Consider the following 24087-nt stretch of genomic DNA (forward strand, 5'->3'; position numbering starts at 1 on the left):
CCGGTGAGGTAACCTGCACCGGGCCTTTAACGTCTGCCATTTCAGAGAATTTAAATCACTCCCTGGCCCATCATTGCATCGGCGACCTTTACGAACCCGGCGATATTTGCCCCGCGTACGTAGTTGGTCTGTTTCTCTTCACCGCCGTATTCGACGCAGGCGTGGTGAATATCCAGCATGATGTGGTGCAGGCGCGCATCCACTTTTTCGGCTTTCCAGCCCATCCGCGCGGCGTTCTGCGCCATCTCAAGACCTGACGTCGCCACGCCGCCGGCGTTAGCCGCTTTACCCGGCGCGAAGAGCACACCCGCCTCCAGGAACAGATCGGTCGCTTCGATGGTGGTGGGCATATTGGCCCCTTCCGCTACCGCTTTCACGCCGTTTGCCACCAGCTGACGCGCGGCATCGATATCCAGTTCATTCTGGGTGGCGCAGGGCAGGGCGATATCCACCGGCACGGCCCATGGCTGTTTGCCCTCAAGATAGGTCAGCCCAAATTCGCGGGCATAGTCGGCCACGCGGCCATCGCGGCTGGCTTTAATTTCGCAAAGACGTGCCAGCTTCTCGGCAGTAAAACCGGCTTCATCAACTACGGTGCCGCTGGAGTCAGAGGCGGTGATGACCCGGGCGCCAAACTCCATCGCTTTCTCAATGGCATACTGAGCCACGTTCCCCGAGCCAGAGACCGCCACGCGCATCCCTTCAAAGCTCAGACCATGGCGCTGTAACATCGCTTGGGTGAAATAGACCAGACCATAGCCGGTGGCTTCCGGACGGATCAGGCTGCCGCCGAAGGAGAGACCTTTGCCGGTAAACACGCAGGCGCTGTTATTGGAGAGTTTTTTCATCATCCCGGCCATAAAGCCCACTTCCCGTCCGCCTACGCCGATATCCCCGGCCGGTACGTCGGTGTCCGGCCCCAGGTGACGATAAAGTTCAGTCATCAGCGCCTGGCAGAATCGCATGACCTCACCTTCACTTTTGCCTTTCGGATCGAAATCACTGCCGCCTTTCCCGCCGCCCATCGGCAGGGTGGTGAGGGCGTTTTTAAAGGTTTGTTCAAAACCGAGGAACTTAAGAATGGAGAGGTTAACGGAGGGATGGAATCGCATGCCGCCCTTAAACGGACCAATTGCCGAGTTGAACTGTACACGCCACGCACGGTTAACCTGTACCTGATTGCGGTCATCCACCCAGACAACGCGGAACTGAATTACGCGCTCAGGCTCAACCAGACGCTCCAGCAGGGACATTTGACGATAGCGTGGGTTCTGTTCAAGGAACGGCCACAGGGTGGTCATCACTTCGCGAACGGCCTGCGAAAACTCACTCTGATGCGGGTCGCGCTGTTGAACAGTATTCAGAAACGATTCCAGAGAGCATACCTGGTCCATAAGTATAAGTTCCTCTTATAAATAGAATTATTATCTTTTTGACGGTTTTATCTGTGATGTGTTGTGGTTTTCGACTATATCACTCGTACCAGTTTGTGACGCAAGTGAAAATTTCCCCATCCAGGGAAATTCATCATCCGCCCCGGGTCATAATAAAAAACGATGATGGAAAGGGTTAAAGCTTGCGGGTGACTGTCCGTTATAGTGTTAAGAGGACAAAACAGGATGAAACGTCTATGAATCGATTAATGATTGCCGCCATGCTCGGGCTTTTCTCTCTCAGCAGTTATGCCGAGCAACGTCTGCGCCCGGATATCGACGTGAACGTGCCGTCGGAAGTGTTCAGCTCTGGCGGGCAGCGGGCGCAGCCGTGCAACATGTGTTGTATCTATCAGGATCAGAACTATTCGGAGGGGGCGGTGGTTCGCGCTGACGGGGTATTGTTACAGTGTCAGCGCGACGAACGGACAATCAGTACGAATCCACTGGTGTGGCGTCGTGTGAAAGAATAAAGGCTTCCAGCAGCGGGACATCCGCGGGCGCAAGGTTGTAAGTCAACGCCTGCCGTGGGGTACACCACACCAGCTGGGTGTGATAGTGCGCCACCGGGGTGCCGCTAAAGTGCGGCACGTGCCAGGCGTGCAGGTGGATCAGCCGGCGGGAGACTTCCCGCTGATGGCTGGCAACATAGTCGCCTGGCTGAACCTCAATGGCGAGTTCCTCACGCAGCTCGCGAATCAGAGCCTCTTGCTGCGTTTCACCCGGTTCCACTTTGCCCCCGGCCAGTTCCCACATTCCCGCCTGATCGGCATGCTCTGGCCGCTGGGCCAGTAAAATCTGGCCATCCCGTTCGAGGATGGCGCAGACGACGTCAATTGTTTTGACCTTCATCGCGGTGAGCTTAGAGATCAAACTTCGCCCAGACCGGCGCATGGTCAGACGGTTTTTCCATGCCGCGGATGGCGTAATCAATCCCGGTGTCGATACAACGTTCCGCCAGCGGATGGCTTGCCAGCAGCACATCGATGCGCAGACCGCGGTTGTCATCAAAACCTTTGGAACGGTAGTCGAACCACGAGAAGCGATCCTGGGTTTCCGGGTTGACGTGGCGGAAAGTGTCTACCAAACCCCAGTCCAGCAGGCGACCCATCCACTCGCGCTCTTCCGGCAGGAAGGAGCATTTACCGGCGCGCAGCCAGCGTTTGCGGCTCTCTTCGCCAATGCCGATATCAAGGTCCGTCGGGCTAATATTGATGTCACCCATGATTAGCACCGGGTTTTCTTTCTGCAGCTCAGTTTCAAGATAACGCTGGAGATCCTGATAGAACTTCTCTTTAGCCGGGAACTTGGTCGGATGGTCGCGGCTTTCGCCCTGTGGGAAATAGCCATTGATAACCGTGATGTTTCCCATCGGCGAAGGCAGTTCTGCCATGATGATGCGGCGTTGCGCCTCACCGTCATCGTCCGGGAAGCCACGACGAACAGAAACTGGCGTCTCTTTGGTCAGCAGCGCCACGCCGTAGTGACCTTTTTGCCCGTGATAAAAGACGTTATAGCCCAGTTTTGCCACCTCTTCGAGGGGGAACATATCGTCGTGAACTTTTGTCTCCTGCAGACCAATGACGTCGGGCTGATGTTGTTCGACGATGGCTGCCAGTTGATGGGGACGGGCGCGCAGGCCGTTGATATTAAATGAGACAAATTTCATAGTCGCTGCCAGTGCAAGGTGAATAGTGCAAGGATGGTAGCAGAATTTAGCGCGACTGACTGCCACCGCCAGCAGGGAAAAACCGATAACGGCGATAGATGTAAATAATGGTGCAACTTTTGCACTTTTTAGGCGCAGCTTGCCCGATAAAAGCGCGTAAAGAGTTAAGTAATTTCGCGAGGGATCACAATTCCAGAATTATATTTGGTAAATGAATAATATTACTATTTTTCATCCGGCAAACCCGCGCTTGTTGCAAAAATATTCACTATTTATGCAAAAATAATGAATAACGCCTCGCCGTAACTTGTTGATTTTACGTTTACACCTCCCTTTTATGCACTTTTATCGCTAGCTGGCACGAACAGTGCAATCTACATTTACAGCGCAAACACTCAAATATTTAACATATAAATAACCTTTTATTTACCGGATGAGGTCGCTATGTCTCTGTCAATTACGCGTGAAAATTTCGATGAATGGATGATGCCTGTTTATGCGCCGGCGGCTTTTATTCCGGTGCGGGGAGAGGGTTCACGTCTGTGGGATCAGCAGGGTAAAGAGTATATCGACTTTGCCGGCGGGATTGCGGTTAACGCACTGGGCCATGCGCACCCGGCATTGCGTCAGACCCTGAACGAGCAGGCGGCCAGGTTTTGGCATACGGGAAATGGCTACACCAACGAGCCGGCGTTGCGTCTGGCGAAGAAGTTGATCGACGCCACCTTCGCGGAGAAAGTGTTCTTCTGTAACTCGGGGGCCGAAGCCAACGAGGCGGCGCTGAAGCTGGCGCGCAAATATGCCCACGACCACTTTGGCAGCCAGAAAAGCGGGATCGTCGCGTTCAAAAACGCGTTCCATGGCCGCACGCTATTTACCGTCAGTGCCGGCGGGCAGCCCTCTTATTCTCAGGATTTTGCACCGCTGCCGCCGGACATTCGCCACGGCGTCTATAACGATCTGAACTCAGCCCGGGATCTGATCGACGACATGACCTGCGCGGTGATCGTTGAGCCGATGCAGGGGGAGGGGGGCGTGTTACCGGCAGACAAAGCATTCCTGCAGGGGTTACGCGAACTCTGCGATCGTCACAACGCGGTGCTGATCTTTGATGAAGTACAGACCGGCGTCGGCCGTACCGGTGAGTTGTATGCCTATATGCACTACGGTGTAACGCCAGATGTACTCTCTACCGCCAAGGCGCTCGGCGGCGGCTTCCCGATTGGGGCGATGCTGACCACCAATAAATTCGCCAGCGTCATGGGCGTGGGGACGCATGGCACAACCTATGGCGGTAACCCGCTGGCTACTGCGGTGGCCGGGCAGGTGCTGGATATTATCAATACGCCAGAGGTGCTGAATGGCGTGAAACAGCGTCATGACTGGTTTGTTGAGCGTCTCACGGCCATCAACAATCAGACCGGCCTCTTTAAGGAGATTCGTGGCCTTGGCCTGCTGATTGGCTGTGTGCTAACGGAGGAGTACGCCGGAAAAGCGAAATTGATTTCACAGGAGGCGGCGAAAGCAGGGGTCATGGTGTTAATTGCCGGGGCCAACGTGGTGCGTTTTGCCCCCGCGCTGATTGTGAGCACCGAAGAGGTGCAAACCGGGTTAGACCGGTTTGCGCAGGCCTGTGAACGTGTGAAGTCCGGGGTGTCATCATGATGGTTATCCGTCCCGTTGAGCGTCAGGATCTCCCTGCGCTCATGCAGCTTGCCGGTAAGACAGGCGGTGGATTGACCTCGTTGCCTGCCGATGAACAGACGCTGTTGGCGCGTATCGAGCGTGCCATTCAAACCTGGCAAGGGACGGTGCCGAAAGGTGAACAGGGCTATGTCTTTGTGCTGGAAGAGTGCGAAACCGGCACCGTGGCGGGGATCTGCGCCATTGAAGTGGCGGTGGGGCTCAACGATCCCTGGTACAACTACCGCGTAGGTACCCTGGTTCATGCCTCGAAAGAGCTGAACGTCTATAACGCACTGCCGACGCTATTTCTCAGTAACGATCACACCGGCAGCAGTGAACTTTGTACCTTGTTTCTCGATCCCGCCTGGCGCAAGGAGGGCAATGGCTACCTGCTCTCTAAATCGCGTTTTATGTTCATGGCGGCCTTCCGCGATCGCTTCAATGACAAAGTGGTGGCTGAGATGCGCGGCGTGATCGACGAAACGGGTTTCTCTCCGTTCTGGAAAAGCCTCGGCGAGCGCTTCTTTTCCATGGAATTCAGCCGCGCTGACTACCTGTGCGGCACCGGGCAAAAAGCCTTTATCGCTGAGCTGATGCCCAAACACCCGATCTATACCCACTTCCTTAGCGAAGAGGCGCAGGCGGTGATTGGCGAAGTGCATCCGCAAACCGCGCCGGCCCGTGCGGTGCTGGAAAAAGAGGGATTCCGCTACTGTAACTATGTGGACATTTTCGACGGCGGGCCAACGCTCGAGTGCGATATCGATCGGGTGCGCGCGATTCGTAAAAGTCGGCTGGTGGAGGTGGCCGAAGGTCAGCCTGCACCGGGCGAGTGGCCAGCCTGTCTGGTCGCCAACGAACAGTATGACCATTTTCGCGCCACGCTGATTCGCGTGGATCCCGACTGCGAACGTCTGGTGCTCACCGCCGCGCAACTGGATGCCCTGAAATGCCACGCAGGCGACCGTATCCGCATGGTGCGTCTGTGTCCTGAGGAGAAAACAGCATGACTTTATGGATTAACGGCGACTGGGTCACCGGCGCGGGAGAAAAACGCACGAAAACCAATCCGGTTGGACAAGAGACCCTCTGGCAGGGCAACGACGCCAGCCCGGAGCAGGTTGAGCAGGCCTGCCGTGCCGCGCGGGCGGCCTTCCCGGCCTGGGCCAGGTTGCCCTTTACCGCGCGCCAGAGCATTGCGGAAAAATTCGCCGGACTACTGGAAGCCAATAAAACTGAACTGACGAGCATTATTGCCCGCGAAACCGGGAAACCGCGCTGGGAAGCGGCCACTGAAATCACGGCGATGATCAATAAAGTGGCCATCTCGGTGAAGGCCTACCATGCCCGCACTGGCGAGCAACGCACCGAGATGGCAGACGGCGCGGCAACCCTGCGCCATCGTCCTCACGGGGTGCTGGCGGTGTTCGGCCCCTATAACTTCCCCGGCCACCTGCCGAACGGACACATCGTTCCGGCGCTGTTGGCGGGTAATACCCTGATCTTCAAACCCAGTGAACTGACCCCCTGGACGGGCGAAGCGGTGGTTAAGCTGTGGGAGCAAGCCGGTTTGCCACCGGGCGTGTTGAACCTGGTGCAGGGGGGGCGGGAAACGGGCCAGGCGCTGAGTGGCCTTCGCGACGTGGATGGCTTGCTGTTTACGGGCAGCGCCGGCACCGGGTATCAGCTGCACCGTCAGTTGGCAGGACAGCCGGAAAAAATTCTCGCGCTGGAGATGGGCGGCAATAACCCCCTGATCGTTGATGAGCCCGCCGATATTGATGCCGCCGTCCACCTTACCATTCAGTCCGCCTTTATTACGGCTGGCCAGCGCTGTACCTGCGCGCGTCGCCTGCTGGTAAAACGCGGTGCGCAGGGGGATGCGTTTCTGGCGCGCCTGGTAGAGGTATCGTCAACGCTGATACCCGGCGAGTGGGATGCTCTGGATCAACCGTTTATCGGCGGCCTAATCTCTGAGCAGGCCGCTATACAGGTGTATAACGCCTGGCGCGAGCATGTTGCGAAGGGCGGGACCTCGTTACTGGATCCGCGACGGGTAAAAGCGGGTACCTCTTTATTGACGCCAGCTATCGTCGAGATGAGCGGCGTGCAGAGCGTGGCGGATGAAGAGGTCTTTGGCCCCCTGTTGTGCGTCTGGCGTTATGACACCTTCGATGAAGCCATCGCCATGGCTAATGCCACCCGCTATGGCCTGTCGAGCGGGTTAATCTCCCCGGATCGTGAAAAGTTTGACCAGCTGTTGCTGGAAGCGCGGGCCGGGATCGTCAACTGGAACAAACCCCTTACCGGTGCCGCCAGTACCGCGCCGTTTGGCGGCGTGGGTGCCTCTGGCAACCATCGCGCCAGCGCCTGGTACGCCGCAGATTACTGCTCGTGGCCGATGGCGAGCCTGGAAACGGAAACCATCGCGCTGCCAGAGCAGCTCAATCCGGGCCTCGATTTTACACAGGGGAAGCGCCATGAAAGCGCGTGAAGTCAATTTTGACGGCCTGGTCGGGCTGACCCACCACTATGCCGGGCTCTCTTTTGGGAATGAAGCCTCAACCAAACACCGTTTCCAGATCTCAAATCCTCGTCTGGCGGCGAAACAGGGGTTGCTCAAAATGAAAGCCCTGGCTGACGCCGGGTTTCCGCAGGGGGTGATCCCTCCTCATGAGCGGCCAAACGTGGCCGTTTTGCGCCAGCTTGGCTTCAGCGGGACTGACGAGCAGGTCGTAGAGAAAGCAGGCACTTTGTATCCGGATCTGCTCTCCGCCGCCAGTTCAGCGTCGGCGATGTGGGTGGCTAATGCCGCCACCGTGGCGCCTTCTGCCGATACGCTCGACGGCAAAGTGCATCTCACCGTGGCTAACCTCAATAACAAATTCCACCGCGCCACCGAAGCGCGAACCACTGAACAGTTGCTACGGTCGATTTTCCGCGACAGAACGCACTTTAGCGTTCATGACGCCCTGCCGCAGGTGGCGATGTTTGGAGACGAAGGGGCAGCCAACCATAACCGCCTGGGAGGGGAGTATGGCGAACCGGGTATTCAGCTCTTCGTCTATGGCCGCGATGAATCCGGGTATGCCACTCCGTCACGCTATCCCGCCCGTCAGACCCTGGCGGCGAGCCAGGCGGTGGCCCGGCTGAATCAGGTCAATCCGGGTCAGCTGATTTTCGCCCAGCAAAATCCCGAGGTGATTGACCACGGGGTATTCCATAACGATGTGATTGCCGTCTCCAACCGTCAGGTACTGTTTTGCCACGAGCAGGCGTTTGTGGACCAGCAGGCGCTGTTCGGGATCCTTCGCAGCCGCGTGCCGGGCTTTACCCCGCTGGAGGTGCCCACAAAGGCGGTCTCGGTCGCGGATGCCGTAGCCACCTATCTCTTTAACAGCCAGCTTCTGAGTAAAGACGATGGCAGCATGATGCTGGTGCTACCGCAGGAGTCGCAACTTCATGCTGGCGTTTGGCATTACCTGAATACCTTGCTGGAAGGGGACAACCCCATCAGCGAATTGCGCGTATTTGACCTTCGCGAAAGCATGGCGAACGGCGGCGGCCCGGCATGCCTGCGGTTGCGGGTCGTCCTCACGCCAGAGCAACAGCAGGCGGTCAACCCGGCGGTGATGATGAATGAGACGTTGTTCAACACACTTAATAACTGGGTGGATCGCTACTATCGCGATCGCTTAACCCAGGCCGATCTGGTTGATCCGCAATTATTGCGTGAAGGGCGCGAGGCGCTGGATGCCTTAACCCGAATTTTACAGCTCGGTTCGGTCTATCCGTTCCAGCAATAAAGGAGGCGAGATGGAAAACCTGTTGACCCTGACGCTGGCGGCGGAGTCACCAGCCCAGCATGCGGGCACCGGCCCTTCGTTTCACTGGCGCTGGCTGGCGCCAGGCGTGGTGGAATTGACCCCTGAGACACAGAGCACGCGTTCGCTGGTGCTTTCGTCAGGGATCCATGGCAATGAGACGGCACCGGTTGAAATCGTCGATGCCTTACTTAGCGCCCTGTTCCGCGGCGAAATGATGCTGAGCTGTCGTCTGCTGGTGATCTTCGGCCATCCGCTGGCGCTGGTGGCGAATAAGCGCTATCTGGAGTGGGATATCAACCGCATGTTTGGTGGACGCTGGACGCAGTTTCCGCCTGGGGAAGATACCGCCCGGGCCCAGGTGCTGGAACAGTGTGTAGCTGAATTCTTTGCCGATGCAGGGAATGATCGCTGGCATCTGGATCTGCATACCGCGATCCGCGCCTCTTACCACGTGCGCTTTGGGGTGTTGCCCCAGCGGGACGCCCCCTGGGATGAGGCATTTCTGGGGTGGCTGGGGGATGCAGGGCTGGAGGCGCTGGTGTTCCATCAGACTCCGGGCGGAACCTTTACCCATTTCAGCTGTGAACGCTTTGGTGCGCTGGCCTGTACTTTGGAACTCGGGAAAGCCCTGCCGTTTGGGCATAACGATCTTCGCCTGTTTGCTGTCACTCAGCAGGCCCTGCAGGCACTATTAAGCGGAAAAACGCCGACCCGGCAGGCAGGCGAGGTGGAGCGCTATCGGGTGGTGCAACAAATCACCCGCCGCAGCGACGCCTTTCGCCTGCATATGGCGGCACATACGCTGAACTTCACCCCGTTTCGTCGGGGCGTGCTGCTGGCGGAAGATGGTGAGGAGCGCTACGAGGTGCAAAAGTCGACCGAGTATGTGCTCTTTCCAAACCCCTCGGTTGCCTTTGGGCTGCGCGCAGGATTAATGCTGGAAAAAATAAACTGATAACGGCTGCCCCGAAAGGGGCGGTCATTCATCGTTGTGTTTATTTTAATTGATCTTTAATGCGCCAGATTTTTTATGCGGATTATTCCTGGATAATTGCTTTATTATTAAACGCCATGCCGCTATACTTCTCCATAATTCCTTTAAAATCATTCATATGATTATTCTTGTTTCATCTCTCCACGGTTTATCCTTATTTCCTTCACAATTGAACAAATATTGTTTTTTACACTTTCACAGTTTTACTGTTGCTCCGATTTATTGACGATAAACCCCGTAAAGTTTATCTCGTCAACACGGCATAGCGCCGAAGAATAACTGAAAGAAAGGACAAGATTATGCGTAAATTAACTGCACTGTTTGTTGCTTCTACCCTGGCTCTGGGCGCTACCAGCATGGCGTTCGCAGCGGATACCGCCACAACGACCGCGGCGCCGACTGAAGGCAAAATGATGCACCATAAAGGCAAGCCGGGCATGCATCACGATATGATGTTTAAAGACCTGAATCTGACCGACGCGCAGAAACAGCAGGTGCGCGACATCATGAAAAGCCAGCGCGACCAGATGAAGCGTCCACCTCTGGAAGAGCGTCGCGCAATGCACGACATCATCGCCAGCGACTCCTTCGATAAAGCGAAAGCAGAAGCGCAGATCGATAAAATGGCCGAGCAGCACAAAGCCCGTATGCTGGCGCACATGGAAACCCAGAATAAGATCTACAACATTCTGACGCCTGAACAGAAAAAACAGTTCAATGCCAATTTTGAGAAGCGTCTGACAGAACGTCGCGCACCAGAAGGTAAAATGCCAGCACCTGCCGAATAATCGGCCCCCTCCTTAAGACCGCCGGAGTCCTGTTCACAAAAGCGAATTCGCTGTGGACAGGTCCGGCGGTTTTTTTCTTTACCGCCCTCTTGTAAGCCGCCAGAAGCGCGGTATTCTCCTGTAACGGCTTGAATGTACTTACACTTATGGCCAGAAATTTTTCCTGACCAGCCTAAAATCTGTAAGCACGCTTGCCGATACTACGTCTGTAGTAAACCAACTAACGATAACAATCAATTCAGCGACCGTGGTAAACGGCCGCTCTGGTGCGTGTTGCGCCATTCAGGAGTGGTGATGGAGTTTTTCGATATCCGTAAAATGCCGGTCAATCTTTGGCGTAATGGCGCCGGAGAGACGCGAGAAATTTGTTGTTTGCCTCCGGCAACCCGTGACTTTACCTGGCGGGCCAGTATCGCGTCCATTGCCGGTAATGGTGAGTTCTCTCTCTTTCCGGGCGTTGACCGGGTCATTACGCTACTGGAAGGGGGGGAGGTCGCTCTCGATGGGGGCCATGCGTTTAACCACAGGCTACGTCGCCATCAACCCTTCAGCTTTGCAGGTGATACGCCGGTAAAAGCGAAGCTCACTGAAGGGCAGATGTCGATGGATTTCAATATTATGACCCGACGTGACCGCTGTCGGGCCAAAGTGCGGGTGGCCGATCGCACCTTTACGACCTTTGCCTCGCGCGGGGGCGTAGTCTTTGTCATCAGCGGCGCATGGCAGATGGGCGACAAGCTTCTGACCGCCGATCAGGGGGCATGGTGGCAGGAAGGCCGACATACCCTGCGTTTACTGAAGGACGAAGGCAAGCTGCTGTTTAGCGAAATTATTTGGCTACCCGGTCATTAAGGGGGGTGATCTCATAACTGCCGGAGAGCAGCGGTTTACAGAGGATCTTATACCCATCCTGATCGAACCCCGCAGGCGTGCGGAGCAACTCCGGCGCCTCGTCCAGCGAATTCACTGCGCCCAGCCAGAGCCAGTTGTGGATGATATGATAATGGGTCATCCCCTCTCGCGACTCTTTAAGCGCAATGGCACTGTCCCACGGCCAGCAGGTGACGCCAATGTTTTCCAGCCCCGTCAGCAGCCGTTGCTGATGATCCTCCACGCTCTCTTTGCCGCAGCAGGCACCCGCGCAGCGTTTTAGCGCTGAGCGAAAGCAGGCGCGCCCGCGGGTTAAGGACTCCAGCCCCAACAGGCCGTAACAGAGCTTCTCCGTATCGGCGAGGCTTTGCAGAGTTTGTAACGCCGCACGGCGGTTAGCAAAGAGGCCGTAGAGATTGGGCGTATGCGAGAAATCGACTTCACGGGCATATACCACCTGCGGTTTCCCCTCGCTGATATGCAGCGAGCAGAGCTGCCGGTTACGGCGCAGCCGTTTGTTAAAGAGCGGCTGCTGCTCTTTAATCAGGCGCGCTTCCAGCAGCAGCGCACCGAGCTCACCGGCGGTCTGCGTCCAGCTAATGCGCCGGGACTGACGTAACATCGCGGCCTCTTCCGGGGTACGCAGATGCGACAGGACCCGGCTGCGAATATTGACGCTTTTACCTATGTACAGCGGCATGGCATCGCTCTCGCCATGGAAAAAGTAAACGCCGGGCTGCTTGGGTAACGCTTCCAGCCAGGGGCGCAAATGTTCGGGGTATTCATAGATGGCAGCCGCTTCAAATTCGAGACGCGGTGCGGATTGACGCCTGCTCACAACTTACTCCTGATACTGTTCAGGTATACAGTGTAGCAGCCTGTCGCTGGTTAAAAAAGAGGCGACTTACGCCGCCTGCAGGAATTTATCGTTTCCAGAAGTCGTCAAATGGCGTGATAGGTGGGCGACGTTTATGCTCTGTCTTCACATACCAGCCTTCGATAATGCGCGCAGTTCCTTCGTCGAGAACCTTGCCTTCCAGATAATCATCAATATTCTCATAGGTTACGCCCAGCGCGGCTTCATCCGGCAGGGAAGGGCGATCGTCTTCCAGATCGGCGGTTGGGGCTTTTTTGTACAGATGCTCCGGACAGCCCAGTGCGGCCAGCAGCTGTTTACCCTGGCGCTTGTTAAGACGGAACAGCGGGTTGATGTCCGTGCCGCCATCACCGTATTTGGTGAAGAAACCGGTCAGCGCTTCGGCGGCGTGGTCGGTCCCAACGACGATCCCTTTGGTCATACCGGCAATGCTGTACTGCGCTTTCATTCGCTCGCGGGCCTTTTCGTTACCGCGAACAAAATCGCTTAGCTCAATACCGGCATCGCGCAGCGCTTTTTCACTGGCCAGAACCGATTCTTTAATATTGACGGTCAATACCCGATCCGGCTGGATAAAGTTGAGTGCATCCTGGCAATCCTGCTCATCGAATTGCACGCCATACGGCAGGCGTACGGCGATAAACTGCAGCGTGGCGTCGCCGGTTTCATCACGCAATTCCGTGATGGCCTGCTGACTCAGTTTACCCGCCAGCGTGGAGTCCTGACCGCCGCTGATGCCCAGCACCAGCGTCTTAATGAAGGGGTAGGTTTTCAGATAGGTTTTCAGAAAATCGACACTACGGCGGATTTCATCCTCCGCGTTGATCGTCGGTTTGACCCCGAGCGCTTGAATAATCTCTTGTTGCAGAGCCATTTAGCCCCTCCGTTTCGTGAATTCGCTTAATGAATGATTCGTTAAAATTACCCCGTCAGGCGTAAAACGACAAGGATCCCTGTTATCACTGTGGCAAAAGCACGCGATTTTGCTGCTAATCGCTGTTTTATTAGAATTTTCCTAAAAAGCCGCGCTGGGCTGTCCGGGGTTGAAAAAAGTAATTTTATATTCCAGGCTTATCTAACACGCTGATAAACAAGAGGACGGAATATGAACAAGAACATCGCAGGAATGTTGGGTGCAGCGGCGGTACTGACTATGCTGGCAGGCTGTACGGCGTATGACCGTACAACGGACCAGTTCACACAGCCTGTTGTTAAAGACGTTAAGAAAGGGATGAGCCGTGCGCAGGTTGCGCAGGTAGCCGGCAAACCTTCTTCAGAAGTTTCAATGATTCATGCACGCGGTACTTGCCAGACTTACATCCTGGGTCAACGTAATGGTAAAGCAGAAACTTACTTTGTTGCCCTGGACGATACCGGTCACGTGATCAATTCGGGCTACCAGACCTGTGCGGAATACGATACTGACCCGCAGGCTCCTAAAGCCCAGTAAGGCACTCTCCTTAGCTCTGATACAAACCGGCCACTGCGCCGGTTTTTTTACATCCCGCCGACGCTTAATTCTCCACGCGAATTATTTGCCTGAAATGTGAAGGTAATCATTACGCCAGGTCAATGAGAGACAATTATAAACCTCTTAGGATTATTACCGGCATAGCGGTTGCCGTATACTCATGCCATACCGAAACGTCAACGATACACCGAGGAAAGTGGAGGCTGGCGTTGTCACCCATCGGGTAGCCATATAAGAGGGAAGTTGGGATGGAAAAGAAACACATCTATCTGTTTTGTTCTGCGGGCATGTCAACGTCACTGTTAGTGTCAAAAATGCGTGCGCAGGCGGAGAAGTACGAAGTACCGGTCATCATCGAAGCATTTCCGGAGACCCTGGCAGGCGAGAAGGGCGTTAACGCCGATGTCGTTCTGCTCGGGCCGCAAATTGCTTATATGCTGCCAGAAATCCAGCGTTTATTACCCAATAAGCCGGTAGAAGTGATCGACTCTGCGCTGTACGGCAAAGTTGATGGTTTAGGTGTACTTAAAGCTGCCGTTGCAGCGATTAAAAAAGCTGCAAATTAAAATTTTATTTTTTTCCCGTCAAAGAGCAATTTCACACTCACTTACGCCGCAATTTTATTGCGGCATTTAAGGGTATTTTTCTATGAGTAGAGTCATTGGTGCACTTGAAAAGGTACTCCTTCCTTTTGCAGTTAAAATAGGAAAGCAACCCCATGTCAACGCCATCAAAAACGGTTTTATTAAATTAATGCCGTTAACGCTGGCCGGTGCCATGTTCGTTTTAATTAATAACGTTTTTCTAAGTTTTGGCGATGGCTCATTTTTCTACTCATTAGGTGTTCGGTTAGACCCCTCAACCATTGAAACGTTAAATGGTTTCAAAGCCATCGGCGGCAATGTATATAACGGTACGCTGGGTATTATGTCGCTGATGGCCCCTTTTTTTATTGGGATGGCGCTGGCTGAAGAACGTAAAGTGGACTCGCTGGCGGCGGGGCTGTTATCTGTTGCTGCCTTTATGACCGTCACGCCCTATAGCGTTGGCGAAGCCTATGCGGTAGGCGCGAACTGGCTGGGTGGCGCCAATATTATCTCCGGTATCGTCATCGGGCTGGTAGTTGCGGAACTCTTTACCTTTATTATTCGTCGTAACTGGGTCATTAGATTACCCGATAGCGTGCCGGCATCGGTGTCACGCTCCTTCTCAGCGCTGATCCCGGGCTTCATCATTCTTTCTATAATGGGCACCCTTGCCTGGGCGTTGTCGCACTGGGGGACAAACTTCCACCAGATCATCATGGATACTATCTCCACGCCGCTGGCATCGATGGGCGGTGTAGTCGGCTGGGCTTACGTTATTTTCACCTCGTTGCTGTGGTTCTTTGGCGTGCATGGCTCGCTGGCGCTGGCGGCACTCGACAGCGGCATCATGACCCCGTGGGCGCTGGAAAACGTGGCGCTGTATCAGCAGTATGGCTCCGTGGATGCGGCACTGGCAGCCGGGAAAACCTTCCATGTATGGGCGAAACCGATGCTCGACTCCTACATCTTCCTGGGGGGCACCGGTGCTACGCTTGGCCTGATCATCGCGGTCTTTATCACTTCACGCCGCGCTGACCATCGTCAGGTGGCGAAACTGGCGCTGCCATCCGGGATCTTCCAGATTAACGAGCCGATTCTGTTTGGTCTGCCGATCATTATGAACCCGGTGATGTTTATTCCCTTTATCCTGGTTCAGCCGCTGCTGGCGGCCATCACCCTGACCGCCTACTACTTAGGCATTATCCCACCGGTGACCAATATCGCGCCGTGGACGATGCCCGCTGGTCTGGGTGCGTTCTTCAACACCAACGGCAGCGTAGCGGCCTTCCTGTTGGCGATGTTTAACCTTGGGGTGGCAACCCTGCTTTATATGCCGTTCGTGGCCATTGCCAACAAAGCGCAGACCACCATTGATGAAGAAGAGAGCGAAGAAGAGATCGCCCTCGCACTGAAATTCTGATGTCGACTGGCGCGGGGTAACTCGCGCCTGTAAAGGAGAAGAGCATGTTTGATTTGGATAACGTCGTGGCAGAAGAGGCCGTTGAAAACGATCTGGAAGAGGTGGTGATGGGCCTCATTATCAACTCAGGGCAAGCGCGCAGCCTGGCGTATGCCGCGCTGAAGCAGGCTAAGCAGGGCGATTTTGCCGCTGCGCGTGCGATGATGGACCAGTCCCGCCTGGCGCTGAATGAAGCGCATCTGGTACAAACTAAACTGATTGAAGGCGATCAGGGTGAAGGTAAAATGAAAGTGAGCCTGGTGCTGGTACATGCCCAGGATCATCTGATGACCTCAATGCTTGCCCGCGAGCTGGTCACCGAACTCATCGATCTTCACGAAAAAATTCAGTAAGTATGGACAGGCAGGAGGTCAGCGCGATGGAGATCAAAACCGCACGTGAGCAGCAACTGTTCAATGGCAAAAATTTTCACGTGTTCATCTACAACAAGGTTGAGAGCATCAGTGGTTTGCATCAGCATGACTACTATGAATTCACCATTGTGCTGACCGGCCGTTACTATCAGGAGATCAACGGCAAGCGGGTACTACTGGAGCGCGGTGATTTTGTTTTTATCCCGATGGGCTCACATCACCAGAGCTTCTACGATTTTGGCGCCACGCGTATTCTCAACGTGGGGATCAGCAAGCGCTTTTTCGAAACGCATTACCTGCCGCTTCTGCCGTTCTGCTTTGTCGCCTCGCAGATTTATCACATCAAAGCAGAGTTCCTGACCTGGATCGAAACGGTGATTGCATCGCTAAATTTTCGCGACAGTGAATTTGATGAGTTTATCGAAACCGTCACCTTTTACGTCATCAACCGCCTGCGCCACCATCGCGAAGAGCAGCAGGTGGCGGATGATATTCCCCAGTGGCTGCGCACCACCGTTGAGGTGATGCACGATAAACTCAAGTTTGGCGAAAACGCGCTGGAAAATATGGTGCAACTCTCCGGTAAATCACAAGAATATCTCACCCGTGCGACTCAGCGCTATTATCGTAAGACGCCGGTGCAGATTATTAATGAAATTCGCATTAATTTCGCCAAGAAGCAGCTGGAAATAACCAACTACTCAGTGACGGATATTGCTTATGAGTCGGGTTATAGCAGTCCCAGTCTGTTTATAAAGACGTTTAAAAAATTCACCTCATTTACACCTAATAGCTATCGCAAAAACCTGACGGTAATCAATTAAACGCCGGCGGATCTGCCGCCGGGAATATCGATTTCAAAAACTTGCCCATAACTGGTGGGAAGGGAGCGCTATACTTAACGGGCGGCTCTCCCAGGGAGAATAATATGCAGAAAAAATTAAAAGTAGTTACGATCGGCGGCGGCAGCAGTTATACCCCGGAATTACTTGAAGGCTTTATTAAGCGTTACCACGAACTGCCGGTCAGTGAATTATGGCTGGTCGATGTGGAAGAGGGGCATGAGAAGCTGAATATTATTTTCGACCTCTGCCAGCGGATGGTGAAAAAAGCTGGCGTACCTATGACGGTGCATAAAACACTGGATCGCCGTGAGGCACTGAAAGACGCCGATTTCGTCACCACCCAACTACGCGTAGGCCAACTCAAAGCGCGTGAGCTGGACGAGCGTCTGCCGCTGAGTTACGGCTACCTGGGACAAGAGACCAACGGTGCGGGCGGGCTGTTCAAGGGGCTGCGCACCATTCCGGTGGTCTTCGACATCATCAAAGATGTGCAGGCGATCTGCCCGAACGCGTGGGTGATTAACTTTACCAATCCGGCCGGCATGGTCACCGAAGCGGTCTATCGTCATACCGATTTCAAACGCTTTATTGGTGTCTGTAATATTCCCATCGGTATGAAGATGTTCATACGCGACGTGCTGGCGCTTGAGGAGAGCGATGCGCTCTCTATCGACCTCTTTGGTCTGAACCATATGGTCTTTATCCGCGATGTGCTGGTAAACGGGCAGTCGCGCTTTGCCGAGCTGCTGGACGGCGTAGCCAGCGGCAATCTTAAGGCTGGCTCGGTGAAAAATATCTTCGACCTGCCGTTCAGCGAAGGGCTGATTCGCTCCCTGAATCTGCTGCCTTGCTCGTATCTGCTCTACTACTTCAAGCAGAAAGAGATGCTGGCTATCGAAATGGGCGAGTACTACAAAGGCGGCGCACGTGCGCAGGTGGTGCAGAAGGTCGAAAAACAGCTGTTCGAGCTGTATAAAGATCCGCAACTGAACATTAAGCCGAAAGAGCTGGAGCAGCGCGGCGGCGCCTATTACTCCGACGCGGCCTGCGAAGTGATCAACGCTATCTATAACGATAAGCAGGCCGAACATTACGTGAACATTCCGCATCATGGTCACGTTGAAAATATTCCGGCTGACTGGGCGGTAGAAATGACCTGCATCCTGGGGCGTGACGGCGCAAAACCGCACCCACGTATCACCCGCTTCGACGATAAAGTGATGGGGCTTATTCACACCATCAAGGGCTTTGAGGTGGCGGCAAGCCAGGCGGCGCTAAGTGGCGAGTTCAACGATGTGCTACTGGCGATGAACCTCAGCCCGCTGGTGCACTCGGATCGCGATGCTGAAAAACTGGCACGTGATATGATTCTGGCCCATGAAAAATGGCTGCCAAATTTTGCAGCAACCATCGATAAGCTCAAGAGCGAACAGCATTAAGAGGGCGTGCAATGGAAAATCTGCTGATCGTCAACGCCGATGATTTTGGTCTGTCGAAAGGGCAGAATTACGGCATCGTGGAAGCCTGCCGGCATGGCGTGGTGACCTCTACCACCGCCATGATGAATGCCGAGGCAATTGAGCACGCCGTTGCCCTGAGCCGTGACCTGCCTGCTTTGGGCGTCGGGATGCACTTCGTCCTGACGTTAGGCAGGCCCCTGACCGCAATGCCTGGCCTGGCGCGCGAAGGGGAGCTTGGAAAATGGATCTGGGAAATGGCTGAGCAGGGCGGCCTGCCGCTTGAGGAGATTGCCAAAGAGCTGGAGTGTCAGTTCAACCGCTTTGTCGATCTCTTCGGTCGTGCGCCGACGCATATCGACAGCCACCACCATGTGCACATGATCCCGGCGATTTTCCCGCTGGTGGCTGAATTTGCCCGCCGTAAAGGGGTGGCGATGCGGGTGGATCGTCAGGAGGCCGCCTTTAAAGCGACGTTGCCGGCGTTGCCGCCGACTACCGACGGCTTCAGCAGCGCGTTCTATGGCGAGGCCATCGACGAGGCGCTGTTCTTGCAAACGCTTGATGATTCGGCGCAGCAGGGGGAGCGAAGTCTGGAGGTGATGGCGCATCCGGCCCTGATTGATAATACTCTGCGTAAAAGCGCCTATTGCTGGCCGCGACTGGATGAGCTGGAGGTATTGACCTCGGCGTCACTAAAATATGCGATTGCCGAGCGCGGATATCGACTGGGAACTTTTAACGACCTGTAAAAAACAAAGCCGGGTGGCATCACCACCCGGCTCTTTTTATGCCGGAATAGCGGCTATCTTGTTGCTACGTGACCAGACACGGTGCGCGGCCAGCAGATTCAAAAGCTGATCGGTGAAGGCGCTATCTGCGCTGTCACCTTCCACAATGCCCTCTTCACCCTGATCCGCAACCTTAAGCAGCGCTTTAAACTGTCGCGCATCGCCCGCCAGCGCGATAGGTTTAAGATGCTTATAGGCCTCCAGCAGGTAATATTGTGCATCGCCATTATTCAACAGGCTTTGAATATCACCACATGGCACCACCACGGCATCTACCGTCAAGGAAGGCGCACCGGCAAAGGTCGCGGCTATCGGCAGGGTAGAGCCGTCGTCAGCCGTCACTTCACCCATGCGGGCGTAGAGCAGCTTTGCGTGAACCCCCCGGGACTTGAGGGCCTGTAACACCGCCAGTAGATCCGACGAACGGGTTTTATCATTCAGCAGTACGCCAACCACACGACCTTTAATATCGCCGCCCGGCACCGCATAAAGGCTGAGGCTGGGATCCTTTTTCAGGTTGTTGACGTCCTTCGGCGGCGCAATGTTGCGCTGTGCTTCAGTGAGGGTTATCCCCAGATTTTCAGCGACCCCCTGGGCAAGCGTGATATCAATGTGGGCCAGCTGATCCACGACCCGCTCCCGGATATAGGCGCGAACCACCTTGCTCAGCTCGAAACTGAAGGCACCAATAATATGCTGCTGCTCTACCGGCGTTTGACTCTGCCAGAAGAGGCGAGGGTGGGCATAATATTCGCCAAAGGAGGGGCTACGCTCACGTACTTTATGACCCTCAACGCGTTCCTGATACGACTCGAAGCCGCCGCGTTTTGGGCCTGGAGGGGTTTCGCGCGGCCAGTTATCGTTAATCGAGTTCGGTTCATAGTTGGCCGGGTTGGTATCGATATCCTGACGGTGCATGCCATCGCGCTGGAAGTTGTGGTACGGGCAGGTCGGGCGATTAATCGGGATCTCGTGGAAGTTAGGTCCACCCAGGCGGCTGATCTGCGTATCGGTATAGGAGAACAGACGCCCCTGCAAAAGCGGGTCGTTAGTGAAGTCCAGCCCCGGTACGATGTGGCCAGGATGGAAAGCAGCCTGTTCGTTTTCGGCGAAGAAGTTATCCGGGTTACGGTTAAGGACCATTTTGCCGACGCGTTGCACCGGCACCAGCTCTTCAGGAATCAGCTTGGTAGGATCCAGCAGGTCAAAATCATACTTGAATTCATCTTCTTCCGGGATGAGCTGGAAGCCCAGTTCATACTCCGGATAATCGCCCGCTTCGATGGCTTCCCACAATTCACGGCGATGGAAATCCGGGTCGCGCCCCGTCAGTTTTTGCGCCTCATCCCAGACCAGAGAGGCTTTACCCGCTACGGGCTTCCAGTGGAAGCGAACAAACGTGGCTTTACCTTCGGCGTTAATCAGCCGGAAGGTGTGGATGCCAAAACCTTCCATGGTGCGATAGCTACGCGGGATACCGCGATCGGACATCGCCCACATCACGTTGTGCAGGGTTTCCGGCTGCAGGGAAACATAATCCCAGAAGGTGTCATGGGCGCTCTGTCCCTGGGGAATGGCCCAGTGTGGCTCGGGTTTAACAGCATGGACGAAGTCGGGAAACTTATGCGCGTCCTGAATAAAGAAGATCGGCGTGTTGTTGCCCACCAGGTCAAAGATACCTTCGTCGGTATAAAATTTGGTGGCGAACCCGCGGATATCACGCACCGTATCGGCGGAGCCAGCACCGCCCTGTACCGTTGAAAATCGTACGAATACCGGGGTGATCTTATCGGGGTCGGAGAGAAAATCCGCTTTGGTCAGGTCGCTCAGGCTTTTATAGGGCTGGAAATAACCGTGCGCTGCCGAGCCGCGCGCATGCACGATACGCTCCGGAATGCGCTCGTGGTCGAAATGGGTGATCTTCTCGCGCAGGATAAAATCTTCCAGCAGCGTGGGGCCGCGGCTACCTGCGCGCAGGGAGTTTTGATCGTCGGCGATACGTACGCCCTGATTGGTCGTTAGCGGAAAGTTCTCGCCATTTTTACGCTGGCACTCCAGCGCGTTGAGCTTTTCGTTACCCGTGTGCGGTGCCTTCAGGCTACCTGGCGCAGTGGGTTGTTCTCCTGGTGCGGTTGGGGCAGCCGTGGGCCGGTGAGAGCCGTCCTCCGGCGCCAGCGAGTCCAGTCCGGGTTTTGCTTCGTTTTCGTTGTGAACTGGAGATTGATGGGGTTTATGGGGATTATCACTCTGCGACATTACTCTCGTCTCCTGTTTTCATTGCTGAAAAGCCTTTTTTATTGGCATCAAAACCTATTAACTATAGAACAAGAGGCGTAATAATCCCGGTTAGAGCGTGATATCTCGCTGTTCAAGTGGGAGTAAAAGGCACGCAAGGCACGACGCAGGAGGGGCAATCAGCTATGATAGGATTTTACTGATTCTTGAATTTGCTTTAGTGAACCAGTCGCTTATGAAACCACTTCGCCAACAAAACCGTCCTGTCATTAGCTACGTACCCCGCGTGGAACCCGCCCCGCCTGACCATGCCACTAAAATGGAGGGGTTTCGTGATGTCTGGCTATTGCGCGGCAAATATGTGGCGTTTGTGCTGATGGGGGAGCATTTTCGTCGTTCCCCACCGTTTACCGTGCCAGAGTCGGCCCAGCGCTGGGCGACACAGGTACGTCAGGAAAACGAGTTAAAAGAGTAGCCATAAAAAAACCGCCCGAAGGCGGTTTTTTTTATGCTGTTAGCGATTAACGGTGCGCCAGTTCGGCGTTGTCGTCGCTCTCCAGAATCTCTTTATCGGTCTGTTTCAGCCACTGGCTGGTCAGCGTACCGGCAGTCATAGAACCACTCACGTTCAGGGCGGTACGGCCCATGTCGATCAGGGGCTCTACAGAGATGAGCAGGGCAACCAGCGTGACCGGCAGGCCCAGTGCAGGCAGAACAATCAGTGCGGCGAAGGTCGCACCGCCACCCACGCCGGCTACGCCTGCGGAACTGATGGTGACGATACCTACCAGCGTTGCAATCCAGACGGGATCCAGCGGGTTAATCCCGACAGTTGGAGCCACCATTACCGCCAGCATCGCCGGATAAAGGCCCGCACAGCCATTCTGACCAATGGTGGCACCAAAGGAGGCAGAGAAGCTGGCGATAGATTCCGGTACGCCCAGACGACGGGTCTGCGCTTCAACGTTCAGCGGAATAGAGGCCGCGCTGGAGCGGCTGGTGAACGCGAAGGTCAGAACCGGCCAGACTTTGCGGAAATATTTCAGCGGGCTCACGCCGTTCACGCCCAGCAGGATCCCGTGAACCACAAACATAATACCCAGGCCCAGATACGAGGCGACAACGAAGCTACCCAGCTTAATGATGTCTGCCATATTTGAACCGGCAACCACTTTGGTCATCAAAGCCAGGACGCCGTATGGCGTCAACTGCATCACCAGACGGACCAGCTTCATTACCCAGCTCTGCAGGGTATCGATAGCGGTGATAACACGCTGACCTTTCGGCGCATCTTCTTTCAACAGCTTGAGGGCGGCCACGCCCAGGAACGCCGCGAAGATTACCACGCTGATGATCGACGTCGGGCTCGCACCCGTCAGATCGGCAAACGGATTTTTAGGCACGAAAGAGAGCAGCATTTGCGGCACGGTCAGGTCGGCCACTTTGCCCGCGTAGTTTGTTTCGATCGCCGTCAGACGTGCGGTTTCGGCCGTACCCTGTACCAGACCTTCGGCAGTCAGGCCGAAGAGGTTGGTGACCAGCACACCCACGAGCGCGGCAATCAGCGTGGTAAACAGCAGCGTACCGATGGTCAGGAAGCTGATTTTACCCAACTGAGAGGCGTTATGCAGACGCGCAACCGCGCTCAGAATAGAGGCAAAGACCAGCGGCATTACGATCATTTGCAGCAGTTGAACGTAGCCGTTACCGACAATGTTAAACCACTGGATGGAGTCTTTCAGTACCGGGTTGGCGGCACCGTAAATAGCCTGCAACGCCAGGCCAAATACCACACCCATTACCAGACCTACCAGCACCTTTTTGGCCAGGCTCCACTGACGATGACGCGTTTGCGCCAGCAGCAATAGCAAGACTACGAACACCACGATGTTCGCGATTAATGGAAAGTTCATCCCCGTTCTCCTGATTTATTATCAGATCGGACGTCAGTCCGATCCTGTTGGCGCAAGGGTAGCAGATGTGAACCAGGTCTCTTATATCCAAATGGAATGGATTATGCCAAACCGACCAATAACGTTGGTTTATTGTTCAATCTGGTGATGAATAAAGCGATTGAACTGCATTTGCAGGGAATTGATCATCTGCGATGACCACCGCACTGCACCATTATCGGGCAAGGTTTGCGGCATCCACACCGCCCATGCGAAGAGCGCCATGCAGAGCACGCGCTCAAGCTGGTTGCCTTTTTGCGGCGCCAGAATTGGCAGGCGAAAACGCCAGCGGCAGGGCCAGAGCAGCGGAACGCCGGCCGGGGTGAGCATATCCGCAAGGATATGGCTGAGATAACCGAGTACCATCCCCTGAATGGCATCCGCGGGGATAATCCAGTCTTCAGGTACTTTTAAATAAAAAAGGGTAAGAGCGATGAAAACCGCCAGCAGGCTGTGGGTAAAGCCCCGGTGACCAAACATGCGGGCCACCGGCTTTGAGATCCACTTGAGGCGCTGCCCCAGCAGCGATTTTGGGTGATCGATATCCGGAAGCAGACAGGTCAGTACCGCGGAGGGCACAATATGCCACCAGTCGCCCTGCGCCAGCACAGGCGTAAGCTCAGCGTTTTTGGCAAACACTGCGCAGGCGAGAGAAAAAAGCAGATGACCTTCCGCCGTCATGATAAAACCCACTAAACTGTCGATTCATCCAGTATAGGGTTTTTATACAGTAGACGGAAGAGGTGACGTTGTAACCCTTTGTCACAAATTG

The 24087-nt window shown here is 55.0% G+C and carries 24 protein-coding genes; 16 read left to right on the plus strand and 8 right to left on the minus strand.

Annotated elements, in window-relative coordinates; all coding sequences use genetic code 11:
* Positions 1 to 50: 50 nt before the first annotated feature.
* Positions 51 to 1394, minus strand: coding sequence for an NADP-specific glutamate dehydrogenase (gene gdhA / locus WFN75_RS04640; protein ID WP_046885892.1), 1344 nt, complete (start codon positions 1392 to 1394; stop codon positions 51 to 53).
* Between the two features lie 248 nt (positions 1395 to 1642).
* Here gdhA and WFN75_RS04645 point away from each other — a divergent pair, with 248 nt between their 5' ends.
* Positions 1643 to 1906, plus strand: a complete 264-nt coding sequence (locus WFN75_RS04645) for a DUF1496 domain-containing protein (RefSeq protein WP_442913307.1) — start codon at positions 1643 to 1645, stop codon at positions 1904 to 1906.
* On the opposite strand, the gene WFN75_RS04650 is transcribed toward WFN75_RS04645, so the two are convergent.
* Both WFN75_RS04650 and xthA read right to left on the minus strand, forming a co-directional pair.
* On the minus strand, positions 1866 to 2285 hold the full coding sequence (locus WFN75_RS04650; protein ID WP_207293567.1) for a pyrimidine (deoxy)nucleoside triphosphate diphosphatase: 420 nt from the start codon (positions 2283 to 2285) through the stop codon (positions 1866 to 1868). The two genes, WFN75_RS04645 and WFN75_RS04650, sit on opposite strands and share 41 nt — an antisense overlap.
* Before the next feature lie 10 nt (positions 2286 to 2295).
* Positions 2296 to 3102 (minus strand): exodeoxyribonuclease III, encoded by an 807-nt coding sequence (gene xthA / locus WFN75_RS04655; protein ID WP_336995675.1) that lies wholly within the window; start codon positions 3100 to 3102, stop codon positions 2296 to 2298.
* Between the two features lie 444 nt (positions 3103 to 3546).
* Here xthA and astC point away from each other — a divergent pair, with 444 nt between their 5' ends.
* From astC to ves, 7 genes are all read left to right on the plus strand, one after another.
* Entirely contained in the window at positions 3547 to 4767 is a 1221-nt protein-coding gene (gene astC, locus WFN75_RS04660; RefSeq protein ID WP_040076038.1) for a succinylornithine/acetylornithine transaminase, read from the plus strand.
* Positions 4764 to 5798, plus strand: a complete 1035-nt coding sequence (gene astA / locus WFN75_RS04665; RefSeq protein ID WP_336995676.1) for an arginine N-succinyltransferase — start codon at positions 4764 to 4766, stop codon at positions 5796 to 5798. The genes astC and astA overlap by 4 nt, the downstream gene beginning before the upstream one ends.
* Entirely contained in the window at positions 5795 to 7282 is a 1488-nt protein-coding gene (astD, locus tag WFN75_RS04670) for a succinylglutamate-semialdehyde dehydrogenase (protein ID WP_327061738.1), read from the plus strand. The genes astA and astD overlap by 4 nt, the downstream gene beginning before the upstream one ends.
* Positions 7269 to 8594, plus strand: coding sequence for an N-succinylarginine dihydrolase (gene astB / locus WFN75_RS04675; RefSeq protein ID WP_336995677.1), 1326 nt, complete (start codon positions 7269 to 7271; stop codon positions 8592 to 8594). The genes astD and astB overlap by 14 nt, the downstream gene beginning before the upstream one ends.
* Positions 8595 to 8604: 10 nt before the next feature.
* Positions 8605 to 9570, plus strand: coding sequence for a succinylglutamate desuccinylase (gene astE / locus WFN75_RS04680; RefSeq protein WP_336995678.1), 966 nt, complete (start codon positions 8605 to 8607; stop codon positions 9568 to 9570).
* Between the two features lie 338 nt (positions 9571 to 9908).
* Positions 9909 to 10397 (plus strand): ATP-independent periplasmic protein-refolding chaperone Spy, encoded by a 489-nt coding sequence (spy, locus tag WFN75_RS04685; protein ID WP_040076032.1) that lies wholly within the window; start codon positions 9909 to 9911, stop codon positions 10395 to 10397.
* A 294-nt stretch (positions 10398 to 10691) separates the two neighbouring features.
* A complete protein-coding gene (gene ves, locus WFN75_RS04690) occupies positions 10692 to 11249 on the plus strand; it encodes an environmental stress-induced protein Ves (RefSeq protein WP_040076031.1) in 558 nt (185 codons plus the stop codon).
* Here ves and cho read toward each other — a convergent pair.
* A complete protein-coding gene (cho, locus tag WFN75_RS04695; RefSeq protein WP_207293573.1) occupies positions 11227 to 12105 on the minus strand; it encodes an excinuclease Cho in 879 nt (292 codons plus the stop codon). The genes ves and cho overlap by 23 nt on opposite strands.
* 85 nt (positions 12106 to 12190) lie before the next feature.
* Entirely contained in the window at positions 12191 to 13018 is an 828-nt protein-coding gene (gene nadE / locus WFN75_RS04700) for an ammonia-dependent NAD(+) synthetase (RefSeq protein ID WP_263616928.1), read from the minus strand.
* Positions 13019 to 13249: 231 nt separating this feature from the next.
* Between nadE and osmE the strand changes: the two genes are divergently transcribed.
* The 7 genes from osmE (at position 13250) to chbG (ending at position 19089) form a co-directional block, all read left to right on the plus strand.
* Entirely contained in the window at positions 13250 to 13594 is a 345-nt protein-coding gene (gene osmE / locus WFN75_RS04705; RefSeq protein ID WP_040076027.1) for an osmotically-inducible lipoprotein OsmE, read from the plus strand.
* Positions 13595 to 13863: 269 nt separating this feature from the next.
* The gene (gene chbB / locus WFN75_RS04710) at positions 13864 to 14181 is read left to right on the plus strand and encodes a PTS N,N'-diacetylchitobiose transporter subunit IIB (protein ID WP_040076026.1); all 318 of its coding nucleotides are present in this window, start codon (positions 13864 to 13866) and stop codon (positions 14179 to 14181) included.
* Positions 14182 to 14263: 82 nt separating this feature from the next.
* Positions 14264 to 15622: a PTS N,N'-diacetylchitobiose transporter subunit IIC gene (gene chbC / locus WFN75_RS04715; RefSeq protein WP_040076024.1), complete on the plus strand. Its 1359-nt coding sequence runs from the start codon at positions 14264 to 14266 to the stop codon at positions 15620 to 15622.
* Between the two features lie 44 nt (positions 15623 to 15666).
* On the plus strand, positions 15667 to 16014 hold the full coding sequence (gene chbA, locus WFN75_RS04720) for a PTS N,N'-diacetylchitobiose transporter subunit IIA (RefSeq protein ID WP_040076023.1): 348 nt from the start codon (positions 15667 to 15669) through the stop codon (positions 16012 to 16014).
* A 2-nt stretch (positions 16015 to 16016) separates the two neighbouring features.
* Complete coding sequence (gene chbR, locus WFN75_RS04725; RefSeq protein ID WP_072039513.1) at positions 16017 to 16859, plus strand: transcriptional regulator ChbR; 843 nt, start codon at positions 16017 to 16019, stop codon at positions 16857 to 16859.
* A gap of 104 nt (positions 16860 to 16963) precedes the next feature.
* On the plus strand, positions 16964 to 18319 hold the full coding sequence (locus WFN75_RS04730) for a 6-phospho-beta-glucosidase (RefSeq protein ID WP_336995679.1): 1356 nt from the start codon (positions 16964 to 16966) through the stop codon (positions 18317 to 18319).
* Between the two features lie 11 nt (positions 18320 to 18330).
* Complete coding sequence (gene chbG, locus WFN75_RS04735; protein ID WP_336995680.1) at positions 18331 to 19089, plus strand: chitin disaccharide deacetylase; 759 nt, start codon at positions 18331 to 18333, stop codon at positions 19087 to 19089.
* A gap of 36 nt (positions 19090 to 19125) precedes the next feature.
* Here the strand turns inward: chbG and katE are convergent, their stop codons facing one another.
* The gene (gene katE, locus WFN75_RS04740; RefSeq protein ID WP_286931609.1) at positions 19126 to 21384 is read right to left on the minus strand and encodes a catalase HPII; all 2259 of its coding nucleotides are present in this window, start codon (positions 21382 to 21384) and stop codon (positions 19126 to 19128) included.
* A gap of 199 nt (positions 21385 to 21583) precedes the next feature.
* Between katE and cedA the strand changes: the two genes are divergently transcribed.
* Positions 21584 to 21838 (plus strand): cell division activator CedA, encoded by a 255-nt coding sequence (cedA, locus tag WFN75_RS04745; protein WP_072039512.1) that lies wholly within the window; start codon positions 21584 to 21586, stop codon positions 21836 to 21838.
* Between the two features lie 46 nt (positions 21839 to 21884).
* Here the strand turns inward: cedA and WFN75_RS04750 are convergent, their stop codons facing one another.
* On the minus strand, positions 21885 to 23276 hold the full coding sequence (locus WFN75_RS04750) for an L-cystine transporter (RefSeq protein ID WP_040076018.1): 1392 nt from the start codon (positions 23274 to 23276) through the stop codon (positions 21885 to 21887).
* A 129-nt stretch (positions 23277 to 23405) separates the two neighbouring features.
* Positions 23406 to 23996, minus strand: coding sequence for a metal-dependent hydrolase (locus WFN75_RS04755; protein WP_040076017.1), 591 nt, complete (start codon positions 23994 to 23996; stop codon positions 23406 to 23408).
* Positions 23997 to 24087: the final 91 nt, after the last annotated feature.

This window comes from Leclercia sp. UBA7405 (genome assembly GCF_037152215.1).
GTDB classification, from domain to species: Bacteria; Pseudomonadota; Gammaproteobacteria; order Enterobacterales; family Enterobacteriaceae; genus Enterobacter; species Enterobacter pneumoniae.